At 58.8% G+C, this 19,555-nt stretch carries 17 protein-coding genes and 3 pseudogenes; 8 read left to right on the forward strand and 12 right to left on the reverse strand.

Annotated features, from left to right (window positions below):
• Positions 1–40: 40 nt before the first annotated feature.
• Positions 41–1,123 carry a glycosyltransferase family 10 domain-containing protein gene (locus NLY43_RS12565; RefSeq protein ID WP_198026379.1) on the reverse strand — a complete coding sequence of 361 codons (1,083 nt, stop codon included), beginning with the start codon at positions 1,121–1,123 and terminating at the stop codon, positions 41–43.
• Positions 1,124–2,206: 1,083 nt separating this feature from the next.
• On the opposite strand from NLY43_RS12565, the gene NLY43_RS12570 reads away from it, so the two are divergent.
• On the forward strand, positions 2,207–2,680 hold the full coding sequence (locus NLY43_RS12570) for a Ros/MucR family transcriptional regulator (protein ID WP_023693512.1): 474 nt from the start codon (positions 2,207–2,209) through the stop codon (positions 2,678–2,680).
• 227 nt (positions 2,681–2,907) lie between these two features.
• Here the strand turns inward: NLY43_RS12570 and NLY43_RS12575 are convergent, their stop codons facing one another.
• On the reverse strand, positions 2,908–3,120 hold the full coding sequence (locus NLY43_RS12575) for a cold-shock protein (RefSeq protein ID WP_023671852.1): 213 nt from the start codon (positions 3,118–3,120) through the stop codon (positions 2,908–2,910).
• Positions 3,121–3,464: 344 nt separating this feature from the next.
• Here NLY43_RS12575 and NLY43_RS12580 point away from each other — a divergent pair, with 344 nt between their 5' ends.
• The 4 genes from NLY43_RS12580 (at position 3,465) to NLY43_RS12595 (ending at position 7,000) form a co-directional block, all read left to right on the forward strand.
• The gene (locus NLY43_RS12580) at positions 3,465–3,719 is read left to right on the forward strand and encodes a hypothetical protein (protein ID WP_023671853.1); all 255 of its coding nucleotides are present in this window, start codon (positions 3,465–3,467) and stop codon (positions 3,717–3,719) included.
• Positions 3,720–4,786: 1,067 nt separating this feature from the next.
• A complete protein-coding gene (locus NLY43_RS12585) occupies positions 4,787–4,990 on the forward strand; it encodes a hypothetical protein (RefSeq protein ID WP_023713645.1) in 204 nt (67 codons plus the stop codon).
• 87 nt (positions 4,991–5,077) lie between these two features.
• Positions 5,078–5,371 carry an insulinase family protein gene (locus NLY43_RS12590; protein WP_245264066.1) on the forward strand — a complete coding sequence of 98 codons (294 nt, stop codon included), beginning with the start codon at positions 5,078–5,080 and terminating at the stop codon, positions 5,369–5,371.
• A 171-nt stretch (positions 5,372–5,542) separates the two neighbouring features.
• Positions 5,543–7,000, forward strand: coding sequence for an NAD-dependent succinate-semialdehyde dehydrogenase (locus NLY43_RS12595; protein WP_198025543.1), 1,458 nt, complete (start codon positions 5,543–5,545; stop codon positions 6,998–7,000).
• Between the two features lie 800 nt (positions 7,001–7,800).
• On the opposite strand, the gene NLY43_RS12600 is transcribed toward NLY43_RS12595, so the two are convergent.
• The 5 genes from NLY43_RS12600 to NLY43_RS12620 form a co-directional block, all read right to left on the reverse strand.
• Positions 7,801–9,804: a class I tRNA ligase family protein gene (locus NLY43_RS12600; RefSeq protein ID WP_023712631.1), complete on the reverse strand. Its 2,004-nt coding sequence runs from the start codon at positions 9,802–9,804 to the stop codon at positions 7,801–7,803.
• A 322-nt stretch (positions 9,805–10,126) separates the two neighbouring features.
• Positions 10,127–10,906 carry a phytanoyl-CoA dioxygenase family protein gene (locus NLY43_RS12605; RefSeq protein ID WP_023712632.1) on the reverse strand — a complete coding sequence of 260 codons (780 nt, stop codon included), beginning with the start codon at positions 10,904–10,906 and terminating at the stop codon, positions 10,127–10,129.
• 505 nt (positions 10,907–11,411) lie between these two features.
• Positions 11,412–12,674 (reverse strand): lysine N(6)-hydroxylase/L-ornithine N(5)-oxygenase family protein, encoded by a 1,263-nt coding sequence (locus NLY43_RS12610; protein WP_245264065.1) that lies wholly within the window; start codon positions 12,672–12,674, stop codon positions 11,412–11,414.
• A gap of 292 nt (positions 12,675–12,966) precedes the next feature.
• On the reverse strand, positions 12,967–13,107 hold the full coding sequence (locus NLY43_RS12615) for an iron-sulfur cluster assembly accessory protein (protein WP_198025542.1): 141 nt from the start codon (positions 13,105–13,107) through the stop codon (positions 12,967–12,969).
• 847 nt (positions 13,108–13,954) lie between these two features.
• Entirely contained in the window at positions 13,955–14,206 is a 252-nt protein-coding gene (locus tag NLY43_RS12620) for a hypothetical protein (protein WP_156935588.1), read from the reverse strand.
• 64 nt (positions 14,207–14,270) lie between these two features.
• Here NLY43_RS12620 and NLY43_RS12625 point away from each other — a divergent pair, with 64 nt between their 5' ends.
• On the forward strand, positions 14,271–14,951 hold the full coding sequence (locus tag NLY43_RS12625) for an OmpW/AlkL family protein (RefSeq protein ID WP_031198690.1): 681 nt from the start codon (positions 14,271–14,273) through the stop codon (positions 14,949–14,951).
• Positions 14,952–15,331: 380 nt separating this feature from the next.
• Here the strand turns inward: NLY43_RS12625 and NLY43_RS12630 are convergent.
• Positions 15,332–15,523: pseudogene (locus NLY43_RS12630) on the reverse strand (ArdC-like ssDNA-binding domain-containing protein); the annotation flags it as partial.
• 354 nt (positions 15,524–15,877) lie between these two features.
• Between NLY43_RS12630 and NLY43_RS12635 the strand changes: the two are divergent.
• Positions 15,878–17,027, forward strand: a pseudogene (locus NLY43_RS12635) (IS110 family RNA-guided transposase).
• 670 nt (positions 17,028–17,697) lie between these two features.
• Here the strand turns inward: NLY43_RS12635 and NLY43_RS12640 are convergent.
• Both NLY43_RS12640 and NLY43_RS12645 read right to left on the reverse strand, forming a co-directional pair.
• Positions 17,698–17,913: a helix-turn-helix domain-containing protein gene (locus NLY43_RS12640; RefSeq protein WP_023712639.1), complete on the reverse strand. Its 216-nt coding sequence runs from the start codon at positions 17,911–17,913 to the stop codon at positions 17,698–17,700.
• Positions 17,914–18,038: 125 nt separating this feature from the next.
• On the reverse strand, positions 18,039–18,365 hold the full coding sequence (locus tag NLY43_RS12645; RefSeq protein WP_353621226.1) for a helix-turn-helix domain-containing protein: 327 nt from the start codon (positions 18,363–18,365) through the stop codon (positions 18,039–18,041).
• Positions 18,366–18,457: 92 nt separating this feature from the next.
• Between NLY43_RS12645 and NLY43_RS12650 the strand changes: the two genes are divergently transcribed.
• The gene (locus tag NLY43_RS12650) at positions 18,458–18,736 is read left to right on the forward strand and encodes a DNA -binding domain-containing protein (RefSeq protein ID WP_023712641.1); all 279 of its coding nucleotides are present in this window, start codon (positions 18,458–18,460) and stop codon (positions 18,734–18,736) included.
• A gap of 8 nt (positions 18,737–18,744) precedes the next feature.
• On the opposite strand, the gene NLY43_RS32755 is transcribed toward NLY43_RS12650, so the two are convergent.
• Together NLY43_RS32755 and NLY43_RS32760 are read right to left on the reverse strand one after the other, a co-directional pair.
• Positions 18,745–19,176 carry a DNA -binding domain-containing protein gene (locus NLY43_RS32755; protein ID WP_050589768.1) on the reverse strand — a complete coding sequence of 144 codons (432 nt, stop codon included), beginning with the start codon at positions 19,174–19,176 and terminating at the stop codon, positions 18,745–18,747.
• A 154-nt stretch (positions 19,177–19,330) separates the two neighbouring features.
• Positions 19,331–19,447: pseudogene (locus NLY43_RS32760) on the reverse strand (hypothetical protein); the annotation flags it as partial.
• Between the last annotated feature and the right edge of the window lie 108 nt (positions 19,448–19,555).

Here is a 19,555-nt window from a genome sequence, read left to right on the forward strand (position 1 = left end):
CCACCAACCGCCGGGCACGCGGAGCGAGCGCTGGAGTACTTCATTCGTCTATCGAAAAATCAACTTCAGGCGATTCGATGTGTATAATTTCTGGCGGTAAGGGTTTATCCTGAACGCTTTCGATGAAGCCCGCGAGATAGGCAAACGTATTGTATTTCTCGAGGACTAGCCGCTTCGCCTCTCTTATTGCGCCGCGACGTTCCTTCCAGAGGTCTGAGTTGATAATTTCTTGAATTTTTTGGATTACGTTCTTGTCCTCTGGGTCAATCAGAACCATAGAGTCCGAAGGGAAGAACCTCGTGATTGCCGGGCTGCCGTAATAGATCGGCATTGTTTCAGCGACGAAGCAGTCCATAAGCTTCTCTGTAAAATAGTAATCAGCACGAGTATTCTCGAACGCTATACTGTAGCGATAAGGTGCGAGTGCGTTCCATTTATCTCCAATCAGCCGAAAACCTCGGCCGAACAGGTCAAAATCGAGCTCCTTTCTTAGCCGTTCCAGAAACGCCAGCCGATACCGATGTCCTTTAAGCAGGGCGATGTTACTGGTAATCCATGAGAGCCGAAGTGGCTTATCCATGACTTCGCTGACCAGAAGTTGGTCATATGTCTTGTTTACAGACCAAGACCGAGTGATCGGTGGAGACAAAACGAATCGGCGAGCTGCATTCTGCCGAGCAACCAGCTCTGCGTCAGACGTCAGGACGATAGTATTTTTCCCCTGCCCTTCATGAAATGCACGATGAGCTTTCGTCGGCGGTTCGCCGATTGCAAAAATTGTCCTGTTGGGGCTCGCCTCGATATCAACAGGGAGCCCAAAAAGAGAAGCAGAGTTAAAGATAATATGCCAATCGGGCACGAAGGATGTCGTGCGTACAAAAGCGACATTGTTCCAGATTCCACTGCCCTTTGGAGTGAGGTGGTGGATTGCATCATCCAAAACGCCCCAAGAATCTAGACATGTAGCAACAATGGGCGCCGGGCGTTCCGTCAACAATTTGGCCGACAAAGCAGTTCCACTCCCTTCACTCGTGAAGGTACTCAATCGCCATTCAGGATTGCGGTAACATCGGGCAGCATAAACCTTCCGGGACCTGCTGTCGAGGCAATTGTCGCTTTGCACTTGACCAGGTTCTTCCTCGCTTCGTGTGGTGATTAGGCCGGCTGAGTGGCAGCATGCGTGCCTAAGGAGTTCGCAGCCGGCGCTGCCTAATGGTACGTTTGATCGTCTTCAGGCGGTTGATCAGCCCTTCCGCCTCGGCCGTTCTCCACGGCAGTTCAATGGCATCGCGAACGGAGTCAACGTCACGGCGTAGGACCAGACCGAAACGCGTGATGGCGATGAGCCGGGTGACGCCAAGTCGATCGAAGTGCCGAGCTTGCCCAACTCACAGGCCCCGCAAAATGCCGCGGAAGGGCAAGGCAAGCCTGCGCATAGTGGCAAACTCATGTCATCCCTGCTTCAGGACGTCGACCTTTCTGGCCTGGTTGATCGTCAGCACATCCGGAGGCTTCATGCAGAGGGCCTCGGCGACTACCGGCGAGATCACACGGCCGGTCGCGGCATTCTGTATGAGGACGCGTCGCTGGCTGGTTGATGCGTATGATTGATGCAGGCGGCTCACTGTCCTTGCCCGGCCTCTCGGCGCGGCGCCAACTTGCGAGAAGCCGCTCCAGATTCGAGAAGCTGCCGGTCGCCGCGCTGTTTGATATCGTGGAACAGGTGTCATCCGCAGCCATTGCCGCCTCTCCAGGACCGGCTAAGAAACGCCTCGAAATACATTGATGTCCTAGGTTTATCAGCGGCGGTTCCCAGCCCCTTTGCAAGAGCGGCTCACCGGCGATGAACTTACATCACTTTGGCCATTGCCAATGAACGTTTGTTCCATCGTCCCTGACGCCCACCATCAAGCGACCACTATCGCTCGATTTCACAGTCCAAAGAAGCAAAGCGAGACAAAAACAGCGCGCTTAGCCTCGAGGCTACTAGCGATTTCGGGGCTAAGTTAGAGCGGCACGCGCCACGCACCTCGGCAGGGTCGCCAACAACGAGTGGCTCAGCGGTCACGCCGCGAAATATGGCGCATCGATGTCGCTTCTGGACGAGCATTGGCAATAACGCAGTCAGAGACATTGTTGCTTTCAGCGGCAACCGGCCCTATGAAGCGACGCTTCGCTGACTATGTTTCACCGCCTGGAGAGTTTCATGACAGAAGAAGCCGGAAAAAACGTCGACACCCTCATTGAGCTTGCCGCCGATGTCGTGTCGGCCTACGTGTCCAACAATCCGATCCCGGTGGGGGATCTCCCTGCCCTCATCGGCCAAGTGCATGCGGCTCTGAGAGCGACGGCCGGAGGTATCTCTGCACAAGAGCCGGTTGCCCTTACGCCTGCAGTCCCGATCAGGAAGTCGGTGACACCGGACTACATCATCTCCCTTGAAGACGGGAAGAAATTCAAATCTTTAAAGCGCCATCTGTCGACCCACTATGGGCTGACGCCGGGTGAATATCGGGCCAAATGGGGCCTGCCGGTGGATTATCCCATGGTGGCGCCGAACTACGCCGCGAAGCGTTCGTCACTGGCGAAAACGATGGGGCTCGGCCGCAAACCGAAAGCGCCGAGAGAGCCGGAAGCGCCGGTGCCGACGAAGCGAACTCGCAAGAAGGTCGCGGCTTGATTGCGGCAATTGAAATTCCTTCTGCAGCGTTGCAGCCGTCGGCTTAATCTGGCCGTCGCATAAAAAAGGCGGGGCCAACCCCGCCTTCCTTTCCAACAACTTGTTTCATGAGGAATTCGCGACCCATGCAGCAATCTGCTGCCCTCACTTTTTGCTCGTCCCTATCGAGCGGCAGTGAGCACTTCCGGGCCTACACGCCCACTCTTGCGACTTCGCAGGAGAAAATTTCAACCAGCTTTGCTCAGGCTGCCAGCTGAGGACTTGCCAGTGCGGCGGTCCTGCTCGATCTCATAGTTGATCTTCTGGCCGTCAGCGAGGGTCGAGAGGCCCGCGCGTTCGACAGCGGAAATGTGGACGAAAACATCCGGACCGCCATTGTCGGGCTGGATAAATCCAAACCCCTTGGTGCTGTTGAACCACTTTACCGTTCCAGTCGTCATATACTTGTTCCTTCTTCTACAATGCACGTGGGCGGCCATTAGGCCTGTCCGAGTCATAGCCGAGAGTTGGGCGCAGCAAAAAGCGAAAAATTGTTAAGCCCCGATCAGCTGGCGCACTCCATTGTGGGCGTAGCCGCCAGCAAGCACTGTCCTATACTACCGCTCGAGCGTGGCCGGAAGCGCCCAATTTCCTCCAACGCTCCTCAGCGCCACGTCGATGGCTCGTGTTTGGAGGCGCGGGACGTAAGGCCGACCGCTGCTCGTGCCGCCAGGTCAAAAGGCCGGGTAGTTCACGGAGCTGCCTTCGTGCATAACACCTTGGGAGCGCCTTAAGGAGTTTCGAGTTGGATTGTTTCAAGAGGGTCGAGGGGTTGATCGATGCGACCAGCGTGGAAGCGATCGATAGCGCGCGCGTTTTGCTGGACCAGTTCAAGGGCAAGTCAGAAACAATCGCCCAAGCGATTGACGACTTCCTGCTTGATTTCATGACCTTGCTGTTTGTGGTAGAAGCCACCCGCGAGCAGTTCCACAATCCGGCGAGGCGGTTAGCGCGCATCAGGTTGAGCAAGGTAAGGCTGTTACTCACGCGATGCTCTTGACCTAAGCGACCACTCGCCAGGGTGCATTTGCAGCCGAGCGCACCAGGGGTATTTTATGCACATGAAATCAATCGCGACCGCTAAATTCTGCTGTTTGGTTCCCATGGACGACGGCAAGCGCGGACAGCTTCCGTGCTGCTGTCCTGCAGCGGCAAATGTGCTGCATGCCCCCATCCAAGGCGAGCTCGACGTTTGTTTCTTGCGTTGACCAAGGTCCCGCGAAAACACTCCCCTTTCCGCAGCAACTCATCACTGTTCAACCGCCTCGCGGCAGGCCATGACGCCAGAAGACAGCAACGGCATCGTTTTTCCCGCCCGGTCCTACGACCTCGTTTTCCAGCGCCACGCGAATGTCGCCACCCGCCGTTTTTTTCAGGTCCGTCTTCGCGCGCGAGCTGGGTCCGCGCCCACTTAGCTACGCTGCTCACGCCTCTACCCTTCAGCACCGCCCGGTCTGACTGTCGAGGACATCGGTCCGCTGGAGCGACAACATTTCAATTCTGACCGTCGGTGCAGCGGCCTTCGAAGCGCATCCCGTCCCCCTTCCCCAGCAGCGCGCCCAATCGTCTTCCAATGAAGAAGATATTCTCAGCCGTGCTCGCGTCGCCTTCAGCCCTGTTCGATGGCCCACAATGTCGGATGCACAACATGTCAGACTGGCTTGTCCACATGCCTCGAATGTTTTCTGATCTGGCACGGTGCATGCGTGGTCGTCCGCAAGGCGTCGCGGATCAAGGAAAATCCCTCCAATGACCATCCCCCCAAGAACACCGCCGCCGGTCTCCTGGGCTCATCCCAAGATGAGGCTCGAGTGAGCCCTGGCCGCATGATTCATCTGGCTCGGCCTGCCCGCGATCCTCCCACGGGATCGAAGACGCAGCCCGTTCATGAAAATGAGGAACAAATCACTGCCTCGAAACTTGCCTTTCCAACCGGAGCCATCGATCACCCCCTGGCTGCGCAAGCCGTTCACTGCCACCGCCCTGGCCTGGCGACGACCGCTCCGGCTCTGGCCGCCACCGACGGCGGCAAGATTTCCTGCTCGATGATGGCATGGAACGGTCGACATGACCCCGCGCAAATCGTCACTCACATGTCACAAGGTCCGCAGCGCCGACGAGCCACCGGGCAAAACGGAACTTGCCCCTTCCCTCGAGCGTCTGATCTTCAGGGCGACGCCCAACCGCCCCGACAGCGAGTTCGACGGAGCCGTCTCAGTCAGCGGCTACAATACCGCCCTCATTGCCTATAAATCGCTTTGGGCGAGATGATGGGCTTCGAGGCCGATCGCATGTTCAACCTCATTCTCAACGACGATGATATCGAGACCGACGAAACGTGATCCTGGAGGAGCGCCGTTGGCGCAGAGAGACGGACCCTCAGGTCTGGTGGACGAGGAGGTCAACGCGACGTTGCGGCCGAATCAGCCCTACCGCATTCCGGTGAACGGCTGGACGCAGGAGATGGAGAAGCTGAACGGCACCGATCGGTTCACGATGTGCAACGAATACCGCCGACCGAACAACGCCGTGCTGGTGGTGGCCGGCGACGCAGAGCCTGAGACGGTGAAGGCGCTGGCCGCGAAGACCTATGGCAAGGTTGCGCGCGGGCCGGACCTGCCACCGCGCAACCGACCGGTCGAGCCCGACTAGTAGAACCGCTAGGCGTCTTGTAGCGTATTCTCCCTCCCACTTGGGTACCGTGGTCTGCTAGCTGTATGGCCGAGGCCCTATAAGGAACCTTTACGTCCGGAATACACACCGCACCTGCTATGGACACCTGCCGCGTTGAGGAGGAATCGGATATTGCCCCTGTGCCTGCCGATGATCCGTCACCTGCGATCCCCTGACCTGTTTGGACCCATCGATCGCCTGCCGGCACTTGGCACGCGGATGGGCGAGCGGACATTTGAGGTTCTCAACCCGTCGACCGGCGAAGTGCTGGCAGAACTACCCGATATGGGTGTCGAGGAGACATGCGCTGCGATCGACAAGGCCTATGTCGCGCAGCCTGGATGGGCAGGGTTTACCGCACGTGAGCGCAGCGACGTTCTATGGCGATGGCATCAGTTGATCATCGACCAGGCCGACGATCTCGCTGCAATTCTCACCGCGGAGATGGGCAAGCCGCTTGCGGAAGCCAAGTCGGAGATATCGCATGCTGCGGCGTATCTGCAATGGTACGCCGAGGAGGCAAATCGCGTCTATGGCGAGACGATCTCCGCACCATCGGCCGACCGCCGAATGCTGGTGATCAAGCAGCCCATCGGGGTCGTGGGCACGATAACACCATGGAATTTCCCGGTGTCGATGGTGGCGCGCAAAATCTCGCCAGCCTTGGCGGCGGGCTGCACGATCGTCCTCAAGCCCGCTGAACAGACGCCGCTGGTGGCTGGAGCAATGTTCGCCCTCGCCCATCAGGCAGGCTTTCCCGAAGGCGTCGTCAACCTGATCTACGCATCCGAAGGTGACGCGGTCGGCCGCGAACTTTGCACAAATCCCAAGGTCCGCAAGATCAGCTTCACCGGGTCTACTGAGATCGGGCGCTTACTCATGCGCCAGTGCTCGGACCAGATCAAAAAAGTCAGCCTAGAGCTCGGCGGCAATGCACCTTTCATCGTCTTCGATGACGCCGATATCGATGCCGCGGTGGATGGTGCCATCCAGGCGAAGTACCGCAATGCCGGCCAGACCTGCGTCTCAGCGAACCGACTTTACCTCCAGTCGGGCGTTCATGACGAGTTCGTCGAGAAATTCGTTGAACGGGCTCGCCAACTTCAAGTTGGTGACGGTTTCGCGCTCGGAGTGGACATAGGACCCCTCATCGACAAGAAGGCTTTGGCCAAGATTGAATCCCATATTGCCGATGCCGTAGCTAAAGGCGGCGCGATTCGATGCGGGGGTAAACGCATCGGCACGAATGGCACGTTTTTCCAACCAACGGTCCTGACCGGTGTCACCAGCGAGATGACCGTCGCGCGCGAAGAGACATTCGGGCCGCTCGCACCGATTATTCACTTCAAAGATGCCGATCAGGTCGTGCGTGATGCCAATGAAACGATCTACGGCCTCGCGGCCTATTTTTATGCGTCCAACCTGAAGCGTGTCTGGCGTGTCGCCGAGGCCTTGGAATATGGAATGGTGGGGGTAAATACCGGCCGGATGTCTTCGGAAGCGGCGCCGTTCGGTGGGATAAAACAGTCCGGAATCGGGCGGGAGGGTTCCCGCCATGGCCTCGAGGACTACCTCGAAATGAAATATCTCTGCATGGGCGGCATCTGAAGCATCGGCTTGCCGGGTCACAGGCCGAGTACCTAGCGAGCGATCCCCAAACATGTAAATTGTAGAATCGCTCCTCGGTTAGGGCCGTCATACCGGAGCAAACACGCAATCCTGAGGAGCACCCTAATAATTTAGGCATCTATCTCTCCCGCGACAAGCGTCTGCATTTTCGGCGAAGACCTCGTGAATGTTAAGGAGGATACGCTTGCGATTTGGCAGCCCTCGCCGAATACTTCAGGCAAAGGGCTGTGCGTTGCGCGGGTCTGATTGGAAGCTTGTGCACCATGCCGGATGCTGAACGCTGGTTGTGAGCAATATCCTGTTTCGGACCCGAATTTGAACCTGCTACATTCCGATTGTCAGTAGCTCAGTTGTTCTTCGGCTGAATGCCGCGTTGGTACGGTCTCGGACAGAATAGAAGATAGCATCACGCAGGCATTCGCATTCACATTGGTGATCGGCGCACGTTCCAGGGCGCCAGGTTGACCAAGCGGGTCGAATCGCATGACAGCCTTGACCGGCTGGAGGACGGAATGCCGATGCCGCAGAGGTTGTCAGCGCAGTCGAGCCCACACGGCATTGCGGCACGAACAGCAAGGGCTGGGAAGCGATCGGCCGAGCGGTCCTCGAAGGCGCGGGCCAGGGTTGTCGACGACGCGCTGGTTCAGGGCCGCTAATCTGGTCTCTACCGTTTGATAGCGGCTTCGGTCGCCCCAGTGACAGCATATTTGGCATGGTCGGCTTTGGTTGCCGCGCAAATCTGGTCGAGATTGGGACAGCTCACTGGTGCACCTTCGGGCTCATAGTGCTTCCTCCTCATCGAGATGAGGATTGCCGGACTTGGCGTAGAACACCAACACGGGTCTGAGATCAAAGCGCGTCCCGGGTGCAAGGCGCTGGACGGACCGGGGCCATGTTTCGGTTGAGACGCCATCGATGCCTCGCGCCAGCGTTCTGGCGAACCGGGGCATTAACGGAGCGACTGTCGGTGCCATGATCGCAGCGGCCGTCGTCTGAAGGGCTAGCGAAGTTCGATTGCGGGCGGGGTAGAAACATCGCGCAGCCGCATAGTCTCGCGCCCGACGGTAGATCACGCAATCGCGCACGAAATCGCAGGCCTGAGCGGCCGCGCGCCGGACCGAGAAGCCTTCGTCCGAATATGCCCGCTCCATCGCCGCGCGATAGATCTCTATCCGAGCAAAGAAGGCGCGGTCGACTGGGCTCCAGTCGCCTGCATCGGGTACACGGCCGGCAAAATCCTGCTTGATTTCCTGGTCCAACGCATCAAGCCAGTTCAGCCAAATCCCTTGGAAGACCTCCTTCTCGGTGCGGCGCAGCCCGTCCAGCGTGAAATCCGTCCGCTCCCCTTCCGGGCGTGTCAGGCCCAAATGGAGGCGCACGACGTCGACTGTCTTTGGGCTCAGAACGTCCTTGCCCCAGACCGCGTGGCGGCAGCTGGTTGAGAACTTCTTGCCGTCGAGCAGGTAGAACTCGTTGACGTGATAGTGGATGCGCGGCGTCCAGTGGGAGAAGACCTCGGCGTAAAGAGCGGGGTAGAGTAGCGCGTGGTAGAAGGAATTGTCGAAGCCGAAGAAATGGACAATCTGCCAGTCGCTGCCGGGCACCTCCGCCTTCCAGTCGCGACCCAGCGAGCGGCCGAGCGCCTGGATGTTGTAAAGAAAACCGAAGGCCATCTCCGGCCAGACCCAGATCACTTGCCCCGGGAACCCTTCGGCCGGCAGGCCCCAGTCCGAGGGGTGGGTAATGGGGACTGAAAATTCGCCGCGTTGGCGTAGGCGCGCGAAGAGATCCAAGATGCGTAGTGGAACGCCTGATGCCCTTAGATGCCGGTCGATATTGTCGTAGCAGCGGTCCAGGGCAAGTTCCGGACGGCGGAGGGAGCCGACCAGCGGCGCTTCGGCAGACTGCCGTGACCGCGCTGCACCCAGGTCGTGGCAAAGGTTTGGGGCGCCGCATTCCTCGCAGATGTTGCCTGCGGCGGAGCCGCCGCAATCGGGGCAGAGGCCTCTAACATCCGGCTCATAAAGATAGTGGCCTGTCACAGCATCGAAAAGCGCAGGGCTCTGGCGCAGATCTACCGCCGTGCTGCTCAGAAGAGTTCGGAAACACGCGGCCTGAAATTCGCGGTAACCGTCATCGCCCATTGTGGCTTGGAAGCTGTGGACGTCACAATCGAGAACTGCAAGCGTGGCGCGAATCTCGTCGGAGTAGTAGCGCGCCACGTTTGCAGGCGTCCATTGATCGGTAGCGGCGCGTGTCGCGACGTAGCTCTGGTAATCGTCGCTTCCGGTCAGGTGATACGCCTCGACTCCTTTCATGCGCAGGAAACGGGTATAGACGTCGGCGCCGAAATAGGGGCCAGAAAGATGCCCCAGATGCAGATCGCCATTTGGCGTTGGTGGCGCGGAGAAGACGAAGGTCGGCCCGCGTGGAGCCGTGGTCTTTGCAGCGGCATCAAGGGCGGCCTCGCCGTCCCGCCAGTAGACATCGACGAAATCCAGGTCTTTGTTCCCGTCATTGCGCAGCACATGCGCTTCAAAAGGATGGAACAGAACGACGTCGCCGGCCCCGACCGAGATTTCCCCAAGGTCGGTGGTGACCTTGCCCGCACCAGACAGGACCACGAAGGCCTCGATTTCGTCGTGACGGTGGGGCTCGGATGTGACCCCGGGTCCAACCTTTCCGAACGAAAACCCCGTGCGAGCGCTGCCCGTTCCAAGCGTGGCTGTGTCGATACCGAACGCCCGCGACAGCTCCGTTCGAGAAAAGGTGTATTTGCGCATGACAACGAACCTAAGCTGTTGAAGAGTGGGACGGACCTTCGGCTGCCAACGAACAGCCTCAAGTGCACTTCACGGAGAGAAACGGCAGTCCGACCCGTTGGCGGCCCGGCCAGGATAGTGCAGCTCTGGGCCGGCAGGCGGGCGACCAAGGGGGCGCTAGTCGGGCTGTAGGCACACAGAAGATCGCTTGCGACCACCTCCACAAGCCACGTGCCAAAGCGTCCGATGCTACGCGAGCCCGCAAATCAGACCGCCATACCGTCCGCGCATTTTTGAGCGGTCGATCAGTTTCGTGTGCATGCCTCCGCCTGGCTGCGTGAGCTCAATCGCGATAGAAGATCCCATTTGGGGGCTTGAGATTGTCAAGATCGGCCACTTTGCCCTCGGGCGGGTTAAGGGCGCGCTTAAGCACGTTATATTCAGCGCGGGTCGGCCCACCGGTTGAGGCACGCTGGAACACCAAGTAGAGTGTCCGCCGAGAACGATTGCTTTTGTTCGGTCGTGAGTAGTGCGGTGCGTAATCGTCGAAGATGAAGATGTCGCCAGCCTTCCATACTACGGGTTCCCACGAGAACGTTTCGGCGACTTGAGGATAGATCACCCCACCGGCATCCATGGGAAAGACCCCCTTTTTGTGGTTGCCGGGGCTGAAGAAAAGCCCGCCGTTTTCCGGGTCGGAATCGTCGATGCCGATGGCAACCACCGCATGGACCATCCGGTCGGGGAGTTTGTGTGGAATGTGATAAATGTCCTGATGCGGGAGATAGCCGCCGCTGTCTGGGTAGTGGAAAATAAGCAACTCCTTGAGCCTGCGCGAATCTTCGCCAAGCAACTCTTCAACCGCTGATTTTATGCGCTGATCTTCTAATAGCAAACGACGCAATGGATGATGAAAATCGAGAAAATTCTCGATCTTCGATATGATCTTTCGATTGCCCGTCGTCTTCTCGAACCACATGAGCCATTTATCATCGCTGACATCCCAGCGTGACACATCTTCGACAAAATTAGAGATATCTTCCTGAGCCGCTGGCGCAAAGAAGCTTTCGAGCCTGACGTATCCGTCTTTCTGCCACTTGTCTCTTTGTGTATCAGTCAACATGCGAAAGGCCTCCTTTTGGAAAGACTGGTTGGTCGGACATCCCAATTAGGGCAGTCGGGCGCTGGGCAAGTTGCGGGTCCACGGAGACGGTCCCACGCATGTGGGATGGGGATGCTAAGTGCATTCCGCTCCGACGGATGTTGTCCGCAGAAGCTCGGCGCGAGACTTCCCATCTCAGGCTCAGCCGGATCCAGGAGTTCGGTAAACTGGCCCGGATCAATCGGTTCACCCGGTCCAGCCGCGACACGCATCGCTAAAGGCCGGCACCATTCGCTGACCGCCGACCCAGCCATGGCCGCCAAGACCACGCCGCTCTTTCGAGTGAGCGACCTGGTATGGTCTTGCCAACCGTAGGGGAAATGAACGCCCCCAGAATAATGCGATGCTCCGCTTGGTCCAAGAACTTGTTCGGTCACGATGATTTCGGAGAAGCCTCCGGCCTTCGCCGCAGCGGAGGCGGACATCATTCCCAGGATGCCACCGCCGATGATCAGAAGTTTAAGAGTCATATCCCGCTGCCCATTTCTTCGGCTACGGGGGCGGGCCAGCTCTCGATCGAGGTATGGCTGATGAAGCCAGGATGCTCCGGGTTCGCGCATGGCGCGCGCCCAAGAAGGCTATCGAGGATGCGGCGCGCGCGCCAGGCCAGCAGGCTTAGGTTCGGATCGGCCAGGCCGCGCTGCCCGAGGCTCGCGTTTTGTACGAAGATGCGTCTGTCACGCGGTCCGTCCCAGCTCACCGAAAAGTCCTCGCGAATAGCTAATTCACTGTCGATATGCTCCAGCCGGTGCGCGATGGGTTCCAAGAAGTCTGGCACCGCGTTCTCGTAACCGGTGGCCAGGATGACGATGTCAGCCGTGACTTCTTCGACCTCGACCATGCCGTGCTGCAGGGTCAGCCTGTGACCCGCGCCGGCGTTGATGCAGTGCGAGACGGTGCAGCCAGGCCGTAGTGTGATGTCGGATCGGTTTGGCTCGAAAAATGCGTGGCGGTAGAGCGCCTGATAGATCGCGCGCAACGTGCTTTCCGAAATGCCGTCCGAGGCAAGCACGAAACGCCGCAGGAGCAGCTTACGCTGCGACTCGCTCATCGCCGCGAAACGATCCGAAAAGCAGGGCATGAACAACTCGTTTGTGAACGGGCTGTTGTCCAGAGGCAGATAGTTTTCGCGCTGCGAGACCCAAGTGATCGAGGCAGGCCGCCGTTCGTTCGGCAGGCCGACAAGGTGCAACATCACCTCGGCTCCCGACTGGCCTCCGCCGACCACGCAGACATGCTTTCTCCGCACCTCAGGGTGGATGTGCAGTAAAACCGATGAGTGGAACAGGTTGCGTCCAATCCAGCCCTGAAATTGAGGCGGAATTTGCGCCTGCTTGCCAATGCCGACCACGACGTTTCTGGCGCCGAGAACCGCGTTATCGGTCCGCACCCGAAACGCGCCGTCAAAGCGGATTTCGTGCACGGTCTCGCCGCCATGGACAAGTGGGTTCCTGTGGAAGGCCCAGTTCAGGTACTGCTCAAACTCAGCTCTGAACACAGCCTCGAACTGTGCGTTCAGGAAGTGGTACAAACGCCCGTTCTCGTGCAGGAAGTTAACGAAAGTGTAGGCTGATCGCGGATTCACCAGTGTGACCAAATCCTTGAAGTGGCTGACCTGGAGCTCCGAGGAATCGAATGCGATGCCTGGATGCCAGCGGAAGTCGACCTGCCGATCCAGGAACAGTGCCCCTTGCCCAACTTGCTCGTATATCTGACACGCAAGGCTCAAATTAGACGGCCCAGCACCGACCCCAACGCAAGATAACTCCACTTGCTTTCCTCCTATAGAGTCTTCCCACTAGGTGGCTTGTTCTCGGGGAATATCGGCCATAACCATTGAGCCCCTCGCGGACGTTTTCGGAGCCCCCAGTCCCGACCGGGTTTGCGAGAATTTGTCCAGCGCGTTCGCGTCGTCGATTGTAGACCCGAGCATTCCAGCGCGGTGACAATCGAGGGGTCAGGCCGGCGACGTGGGGCAACGACGCATGTCTTATCCGCCCGTCTGGATGCCCGCGTCGCCGTCACGGGAGACGCAGCCCACCGAGGTGTTTGAAGCCGGCGCAATCGTCCGCCTCAACCATGACGCGCCGGCCTTTCGGCGGCTTGATGGCAGGCGAGAGCGCGGTTTTCACTGCGATGGCATTTTCGGTGCGCATGATCATGGAGACGTCTCACTGAAGCGTTCGCAGAGTCCAATGCATGGGCCGTGCCAGAGAAGGAAAAACTTATTAAACAGTGGGTTGTGGGATTTGCGATCCTGTCGGAAATCCGACATTGAGGGGGACGCCTCACGGCGGCGCCCGATTTGCACGTCGATATCCCCTTTTTCCGAATAGCTAATCGGGCACCTTCTGCACCAAAAATACTTCTCTTATGAAGACCAGCACGAAGTCTTCATGAAGGGACAGTGCAGAACCGTGTGTCTCTGCCGGACAGATCGCGATATGCCTTGTCCATCGAGATCGGCAGTTGCAAGAGCTACCAGATCCTTCGCCCTAAAGTGCCGTTGCACTGGCTCGATCCCGACGCAGCGAGGCCTCTCTCATGGGGAAGCAATTCTCTATGTTGGTGTCGGATCGATGCTCTTGATCAGATGGTTTCGGATGGGCTCATGCCCAGACCTAAGCGCATCAATAATTGCGCGATATGGGACCTTCACCAACTGAATTGTCGAATCTCTGTAAAGAGAGTTGGAAGACAATCGCGTTATGACCACTCTGCCGGTTCCACAACCACGTGCGCCATTCGGTCCATGCGACTCAATCCAGGCGGAGGGATGAGGCCGCAAAGAGCTTTTGCGCGCCCACCGGTGGGCCAGGATGGACCTGTCGTAAACGCAGTTATTCGAAGATCGCCGCCGCAGAGTCTTCAGGCTGTGCCGCGCCCGACACCGGCGACGTAGTGGTCGTCGATGGCCCCGTCCCCGATGTCGATCCAAAGCTCGGGCAGTTTCGCGGTGAGCTTCACTGCTTATTCCGCAGTGCCCACCGAGTGGCACAGGAGGTTCTATCAGGCGGTTACGGCTGCTTTCGTTGTCGCATCTTCGACGATGTCGGACATGAGACACAGCGCCATCAGGGTGATCGCATTGTTACGAAATGATTTTCTCATTTGGCACGACACCTGCAGCGCACTCCGCAAAACGCGCTGCGGCACGGAAAGAGGAGAAATCATCCCATGATCATGCGCCCCGAACATGCGGTCGCAGCCGCGAAGCAAACTGGGCATGAGCGCTCCGCCAATATCGAGCAATTCGAGCAAGATTTTTCGTAATTCAGTCCACATTTCTGAAGAGCAAGGAGAGAATATCATGGCGAGAAACCAAATGCGCGCGGCGCGGGGAGTAACAGCGGCCGTTGTCCTCATTGTGATGGGACAGCAGGCCGTCGCGGCGGACCTTGCGCAAGCGGCGAGCGTCCCGCAGGCGGGAGCCTCGGTCACGGAAGCGCCTAGCCCTTGGCAGATCCGCCTGCGTGCGTTGGGGGTCGTCACTGAGGATTCGGGCTACGTCAATGCGGTGCCCGGCTCCGATCTTTCGTATTCGAAGACCGTGACGCCGGAACTCGATATCTCCTATTTCTTCACGGACAACATCGCCGCCGAGCTCATACTCGGCACCACCTATGCTAACATCGGGGGCCAAGGTACGATCGGCGGGCTGGGCAATATCGGCAAGGTTTGGCTGCTGCCCCCCACGCTCACATTGCAGTATCATTTTACCGATTTAGGCGCGTTCAAGCCCTATGTAGGCGCCGGCGTGAACTACACGATCTTCTATAACCAGGGTGCCAGCAGTGCCGATGCTCTCAAGGTTAAGAATACGTTCGGCACTGCGCTGCAGGTCGGATTCGACTACATGGTGGATCAGCACTGGGGCGTCAACTTCGACGTGAAGAAGCTTTTCCTCAAGCCAGACTTCGACGTCACTGTCGACGGCGCGAAGCTGACGGGAAAGGCGGAGCTCGATCCCTGGTTGATAGGCGCAGGTGTCACCTACCGCTTCTAACAACGAAAGGTGAAGGCGGCTGCTGATCGCCGATCGGAAATAAGGGCGCCTCGTGCGCCCTTTTTTACGGTCGTCCCTGCACGGGCGACATTTGAAGAAGCCGTTGTCGACGGGCGGCCGCCCACCTCCAGCGGACCAAGAAGGTACCCCTGGTCAATGCGGCCTCGACTAACGCCTGAAATGGACGTGCTTAGATGCGCTTCGAATCAGGATGGTTGTTGGGTATTGTTGATGGACTGCCCGGCATCAATCTCCCGGACGTCATGTCAGAGCTATGCGCCTGCGTAAGGCGAGCACGGCCCCCCCTCGGCGCCGATAAAATGCCTTGTTCAGCCTGCTGCGACAGCTACTGGTCTTTTGCTGCAGGAGCGGTGGCTGGCGCCCGCTGACGCATTCCTCGGCAGGCCAAGGCCTGCTTTTGCGCTGCCCCATGGCTTGACCCATGGCACGGTACCGCGGTCCAGCTCGGCAATGATGCGGTCGGTGATCTCCTGATAGAGGCTGGCGCCGGGGCGCCCGCCCTTGCCTGCGCCAGCCTCTGTGCTGGCACAACGCTCGCTGTTTGCACGCATGTCTTATCCTCCGCTCACCAATCGCCGCGCCTTTCCCCGGAAGATCCCATGGGTGTGGAGGCAGCGCTCGATCCCGATCTCGCGTGCCTGCCCCGTGAGTGGTGTGGGCGGCAGACCGCGACTGGCTTGGCTCGCTGAACGAGGCAGGCTGCACCCGAAGGGCCGGAACGGAGTGGAGGATGTGAGCGGAGCGAACATTGCGGCCTGCCGCAGCGGGCCTAGAAAGGAGCGTCGCCCACCCCGCGAGCGGGGGCAGGCAACAACCAAAACCACATCGCGAAGCGATGACCGCAGCTGCGATCAACTCGCTTTGACCGACGCATTGCTCATGAACAACTTGGAGGGACAGAACACATGAAGGCTGAAAACGCGACTGAGATTGAAACCGATGCCGTCCATACGACGCTCGGCGCTATCTTCCTGTCCCTGGAACTCAGTCGCTCGACCTGGTTGGTGACAAGTTTGTTGCCGTGCAACGGAGCGAAGATGTCAAAGCGCATCGTCGTTCGACCTTGTCCGCCAGCTGAAGGCGACAGTTCGGCGCAGAACGGGCCGTGACGTGCCGGTGATCGCAGTCCAGGAGGCTGGCCTGGACGGCTTCTGGATACATCGGATCCTTGAGCGTGATGGCATCGAAAGCCATGTTGTTGATGCGGCATCCATCGCCACGTCACGCAGGAAACGCCGGGCGAAGACAGACAAGCTGGACGGCGAGACCCTCCTTCGCGCCCTGCTTGCCTACAAGCGCGGCGAGCCGCGGGTATGCGCTATGGTCGTTCCGCCAACGCCCGAGCAAGAGGACCGAAAGCGCGACAGCCGCGAGCGACGCGCTTTCATCGCGGAGCGGATCAAGATTGTGAACCGGATCAAGGGGCTCTTGTTCTCACAGGGCATCGTTGGATTTTAGCCGCTGAAGCGGAACCGGCGCACTCGACTGGAAGAACTCAGGACCGGAGACGGTCGTGAACTACCGTCGAATCTCAAAGCGGAGATTGTCCGTGCACTGGACCGGATCGAGCTCGTGCTTCGGCAAATCAAGGACGTGGAGGCAGCGAGCGACGAAGCGGCTCGCAAAGAATGCGAGCCTTCAAAAGTCGCCAATGGAATGTCGATGCTCAAGCAACTGCGCGGCGTGGGAGCGGACTTTACCGAGGTGCTTTGGTCCGAGGGTCTGTATCGCGAATTTGCGAATCGAAGGCAGCTTGCCTCCTATGCCGGTCTGACACCGACACCGTGGCAAAGCGGATCGATCAGCCGGGAACAGGGCGTATCGAAGGCGGGCAATCCGAGGCTGAGGACCGTGATGGTGCAATTGTCGTGGTTCTGGCTTTTGCATCAACCTCGATCGGCTTTGGCACAATGGTTCCAGGAGCGAGTCGCGATCGACGGCGGCAGGTGCCGCAAGCCGGCCATCATTGCGCTCGCGAGAAAACTTCGGATCGCGCTGTGGAAGTACGTTCATCATGGTGCTGTCATTGAGGGCGCTGTTATGAAGCCGGCATGATCAACGCACTCTTCTCCATCGGCCGGGATTGATCGCTCCCGGCTGATCCTGGGCGAACGAACCTTCCCCCCATTTGGCCTAAAATGCCGTCCGGAAGATTGGTCGCGTTCCCCTAGCCTTACCGACGAAAGCGGGATGTTGGTGCAGCTGCCGCAGAGCAGCGACCGTATGTGAGTTTGGACCGCTGTTGTCACCGCGCCAAGATGACAGGCTCGGACCTTGGATCACAACCCATTGAGGTGGATATGCGAAGACAGTCTTGACGACAAAATCCCCATGTGAGCGGGGTGGGCGGCGAGTCGCGACCGGAAAGGCCCGCCGTGGTAGGCGGACCGCATCCGAAGGACCGGAACGAAGAGGAGGACCCTGAGCGGCACGCGAAGGGTTGCGGGCTGCCGCGGCGGGTCTAAGGGAGTGCCGCCCGCCCCGCCGAAAGGCCAACAGACAAACCGCGCCGCCCGCAAAGGCGGCGGCCGTCACAGGCCGAAGGGCTGCCCACGCCAAGGGGCGAAGCCGAATGGCCGAGACCGCCTGAGCTTGCCGAAGAAAAGCGGGCTCGGTTCACGAGCACCGGCTGCGAAGGCGCGCGGGCGTTCCTGTCAGCAGCATGAATGCCTGAAAACCTTCTGGCCGAGTCTCATCAACCGCGTTTTCGTCCCCGCTTCCAGATTTATTCAGAATGAGGGTTGAGTAGATCGGCCGGATCGATTCCGAGCACTCTGGCGAGTTTCGCCACCGTATCAATGCTGGCGGCATAGACCGACCGCTCAAGTGCGCTGACATATGTTCGGTCAACGCCAGCCTCATGCGCCAGCGCTTCCTGGGACAATTTCTTTTTTTGACGATACCTACGCAGATTGCGGGCAAAGACCTCTCGGATTTCCATGCACGAGAAGCCACCCTCTTGTCGAGGATTTCACCACGGAGTATTCTCTACAAAGATCAGAGACAACAAAGGGCGAGCGGCTGCACGGCATCATTTCGCGAGGGCAAATCCCCTGAGCCGTGAACTCAGGGACGGAAATCGTGAAGTTTGGCAGCCAAACAAAACGCACGCCATCTACAGGTCACGAGCGCGACGCAATTGTGCCAGAAGCTCGCAAGGATCGACACCGAGAGCCTCGGCGACGTCGAGAAACTCAATGACGTCCAGCCGACGCTCACCCCCTCGTACTTGGCCACGAAGGATTGTGGGCGGCCCAACATATCGGCAACCCGGGTCTGGGTGGCCCCTTTGGTTTTGCGCGCCGCAATCAGCCGTTGTAGCAGCCGGCGCTGGCGAGCTGATCGAAGTGATTTCGGCATCAGACGAACCGGGCCAAGAAGGAACCGGCTCATGGACTAATCCCAGTTTCGGATTATCCTATTTTAGGATATTGTGCGGTCAAAGATCTGCGCGGCGCGCGATAAGTCTTACAGCGAGAGATGAAATGATAGACAGAATGCTAAAACCTGCTGTTGCCGACGAGGTCCCATGGGCGGAGAGCCTGACCGCATACGACGATGAGAACTTCACGACATATTTGAAGCTCTTGGACGCATGCGCCGGCAATGCCAGCGAAGAAGAGATGGCCCAGGCGATATTGGGAATCGATCCGGTGCAAGAGCCAGCGCGCGCCCAAAGGGCTGTTCGCAGCCATCTCGCGCGCGCCCACTGGCTGGTGGTGGCGGGGTACAAGGAGCTGTTCTCTGGCCGCCAAAAGGCCTGATGGTGGCGTTATAGAAGAAGACGCTTATAACCACCGTTCATTAGCGAGCGCCCGCGTCTGACTGCACGGCGAACGCTGTCTCGAAGATGGTCACCGGAGACGGCCCAGTTCTGCTCGACACGGGCTCTGCCGAAGAGAGCAAGGCCGATTTCGCGGTGTGATACGCCAGCGATGAAGCCGTCGAGGGCATGCAAGACTCGGCGCAACCGCGAGCAACGGGGCTCGGTCGGAAAGAATCCTGATTGCAGCCTGCCGGTCCAACAGAGGCTGTTCAGACATTCCAACGCGTTCAGGCGCTGCTTCAGTTCCTCTGGCGACCAGAGGACCGAAGATGTCAATCGCACAGGTTCGAGGATGCTGACACCGGAAGCAGCCAGCTGCAAGCTCCTGCCACTGTCCTCGACCAGGAGGTGCTGATGCCCGTCCCGCGTGACGAGCATGGAGATGTGGCAGGAGTGCCGGGCGAGATCAAGCAAGCCGACCCCGCGCGGCCGCGCCGCCGTTTCGACCACAACGGGCAAAACATGCGGACATTGGCAGGGGCACCAAAAGACGCTCGCATCAGTTCCTTTTGAGCTTGCAAAAGAGAAGGCCCTAGCGCGACAGATCAACAGTATTCGAAGCGAGGCTGATAATGTGCATGGACCGGGCGTTCGTGCGTTCGGCACCGCGTAGCGCGTTCGCCAGATCCTTTTGGAAGTCCGGATTGCGCCTGAGGAATTCTCAGGCCCAGCCTCGGCTGGTGAGCTGGTCGACATAGGCACGATCATCTTCCCTGTCCGGCCAAGCAGGGCCAGGTTTTGTTTCGTCCATTGCATC

This window comes from Mesorhizobium sp. C416B, from assembly GCF_030323165.1.
In the GTDB taxonomy this organism is placed as follows: Bacteria; Pseudomonadota; Alphaproteobacteria; order Rhizobiales; family Rhizobiaceae; genus Mesorhizobium.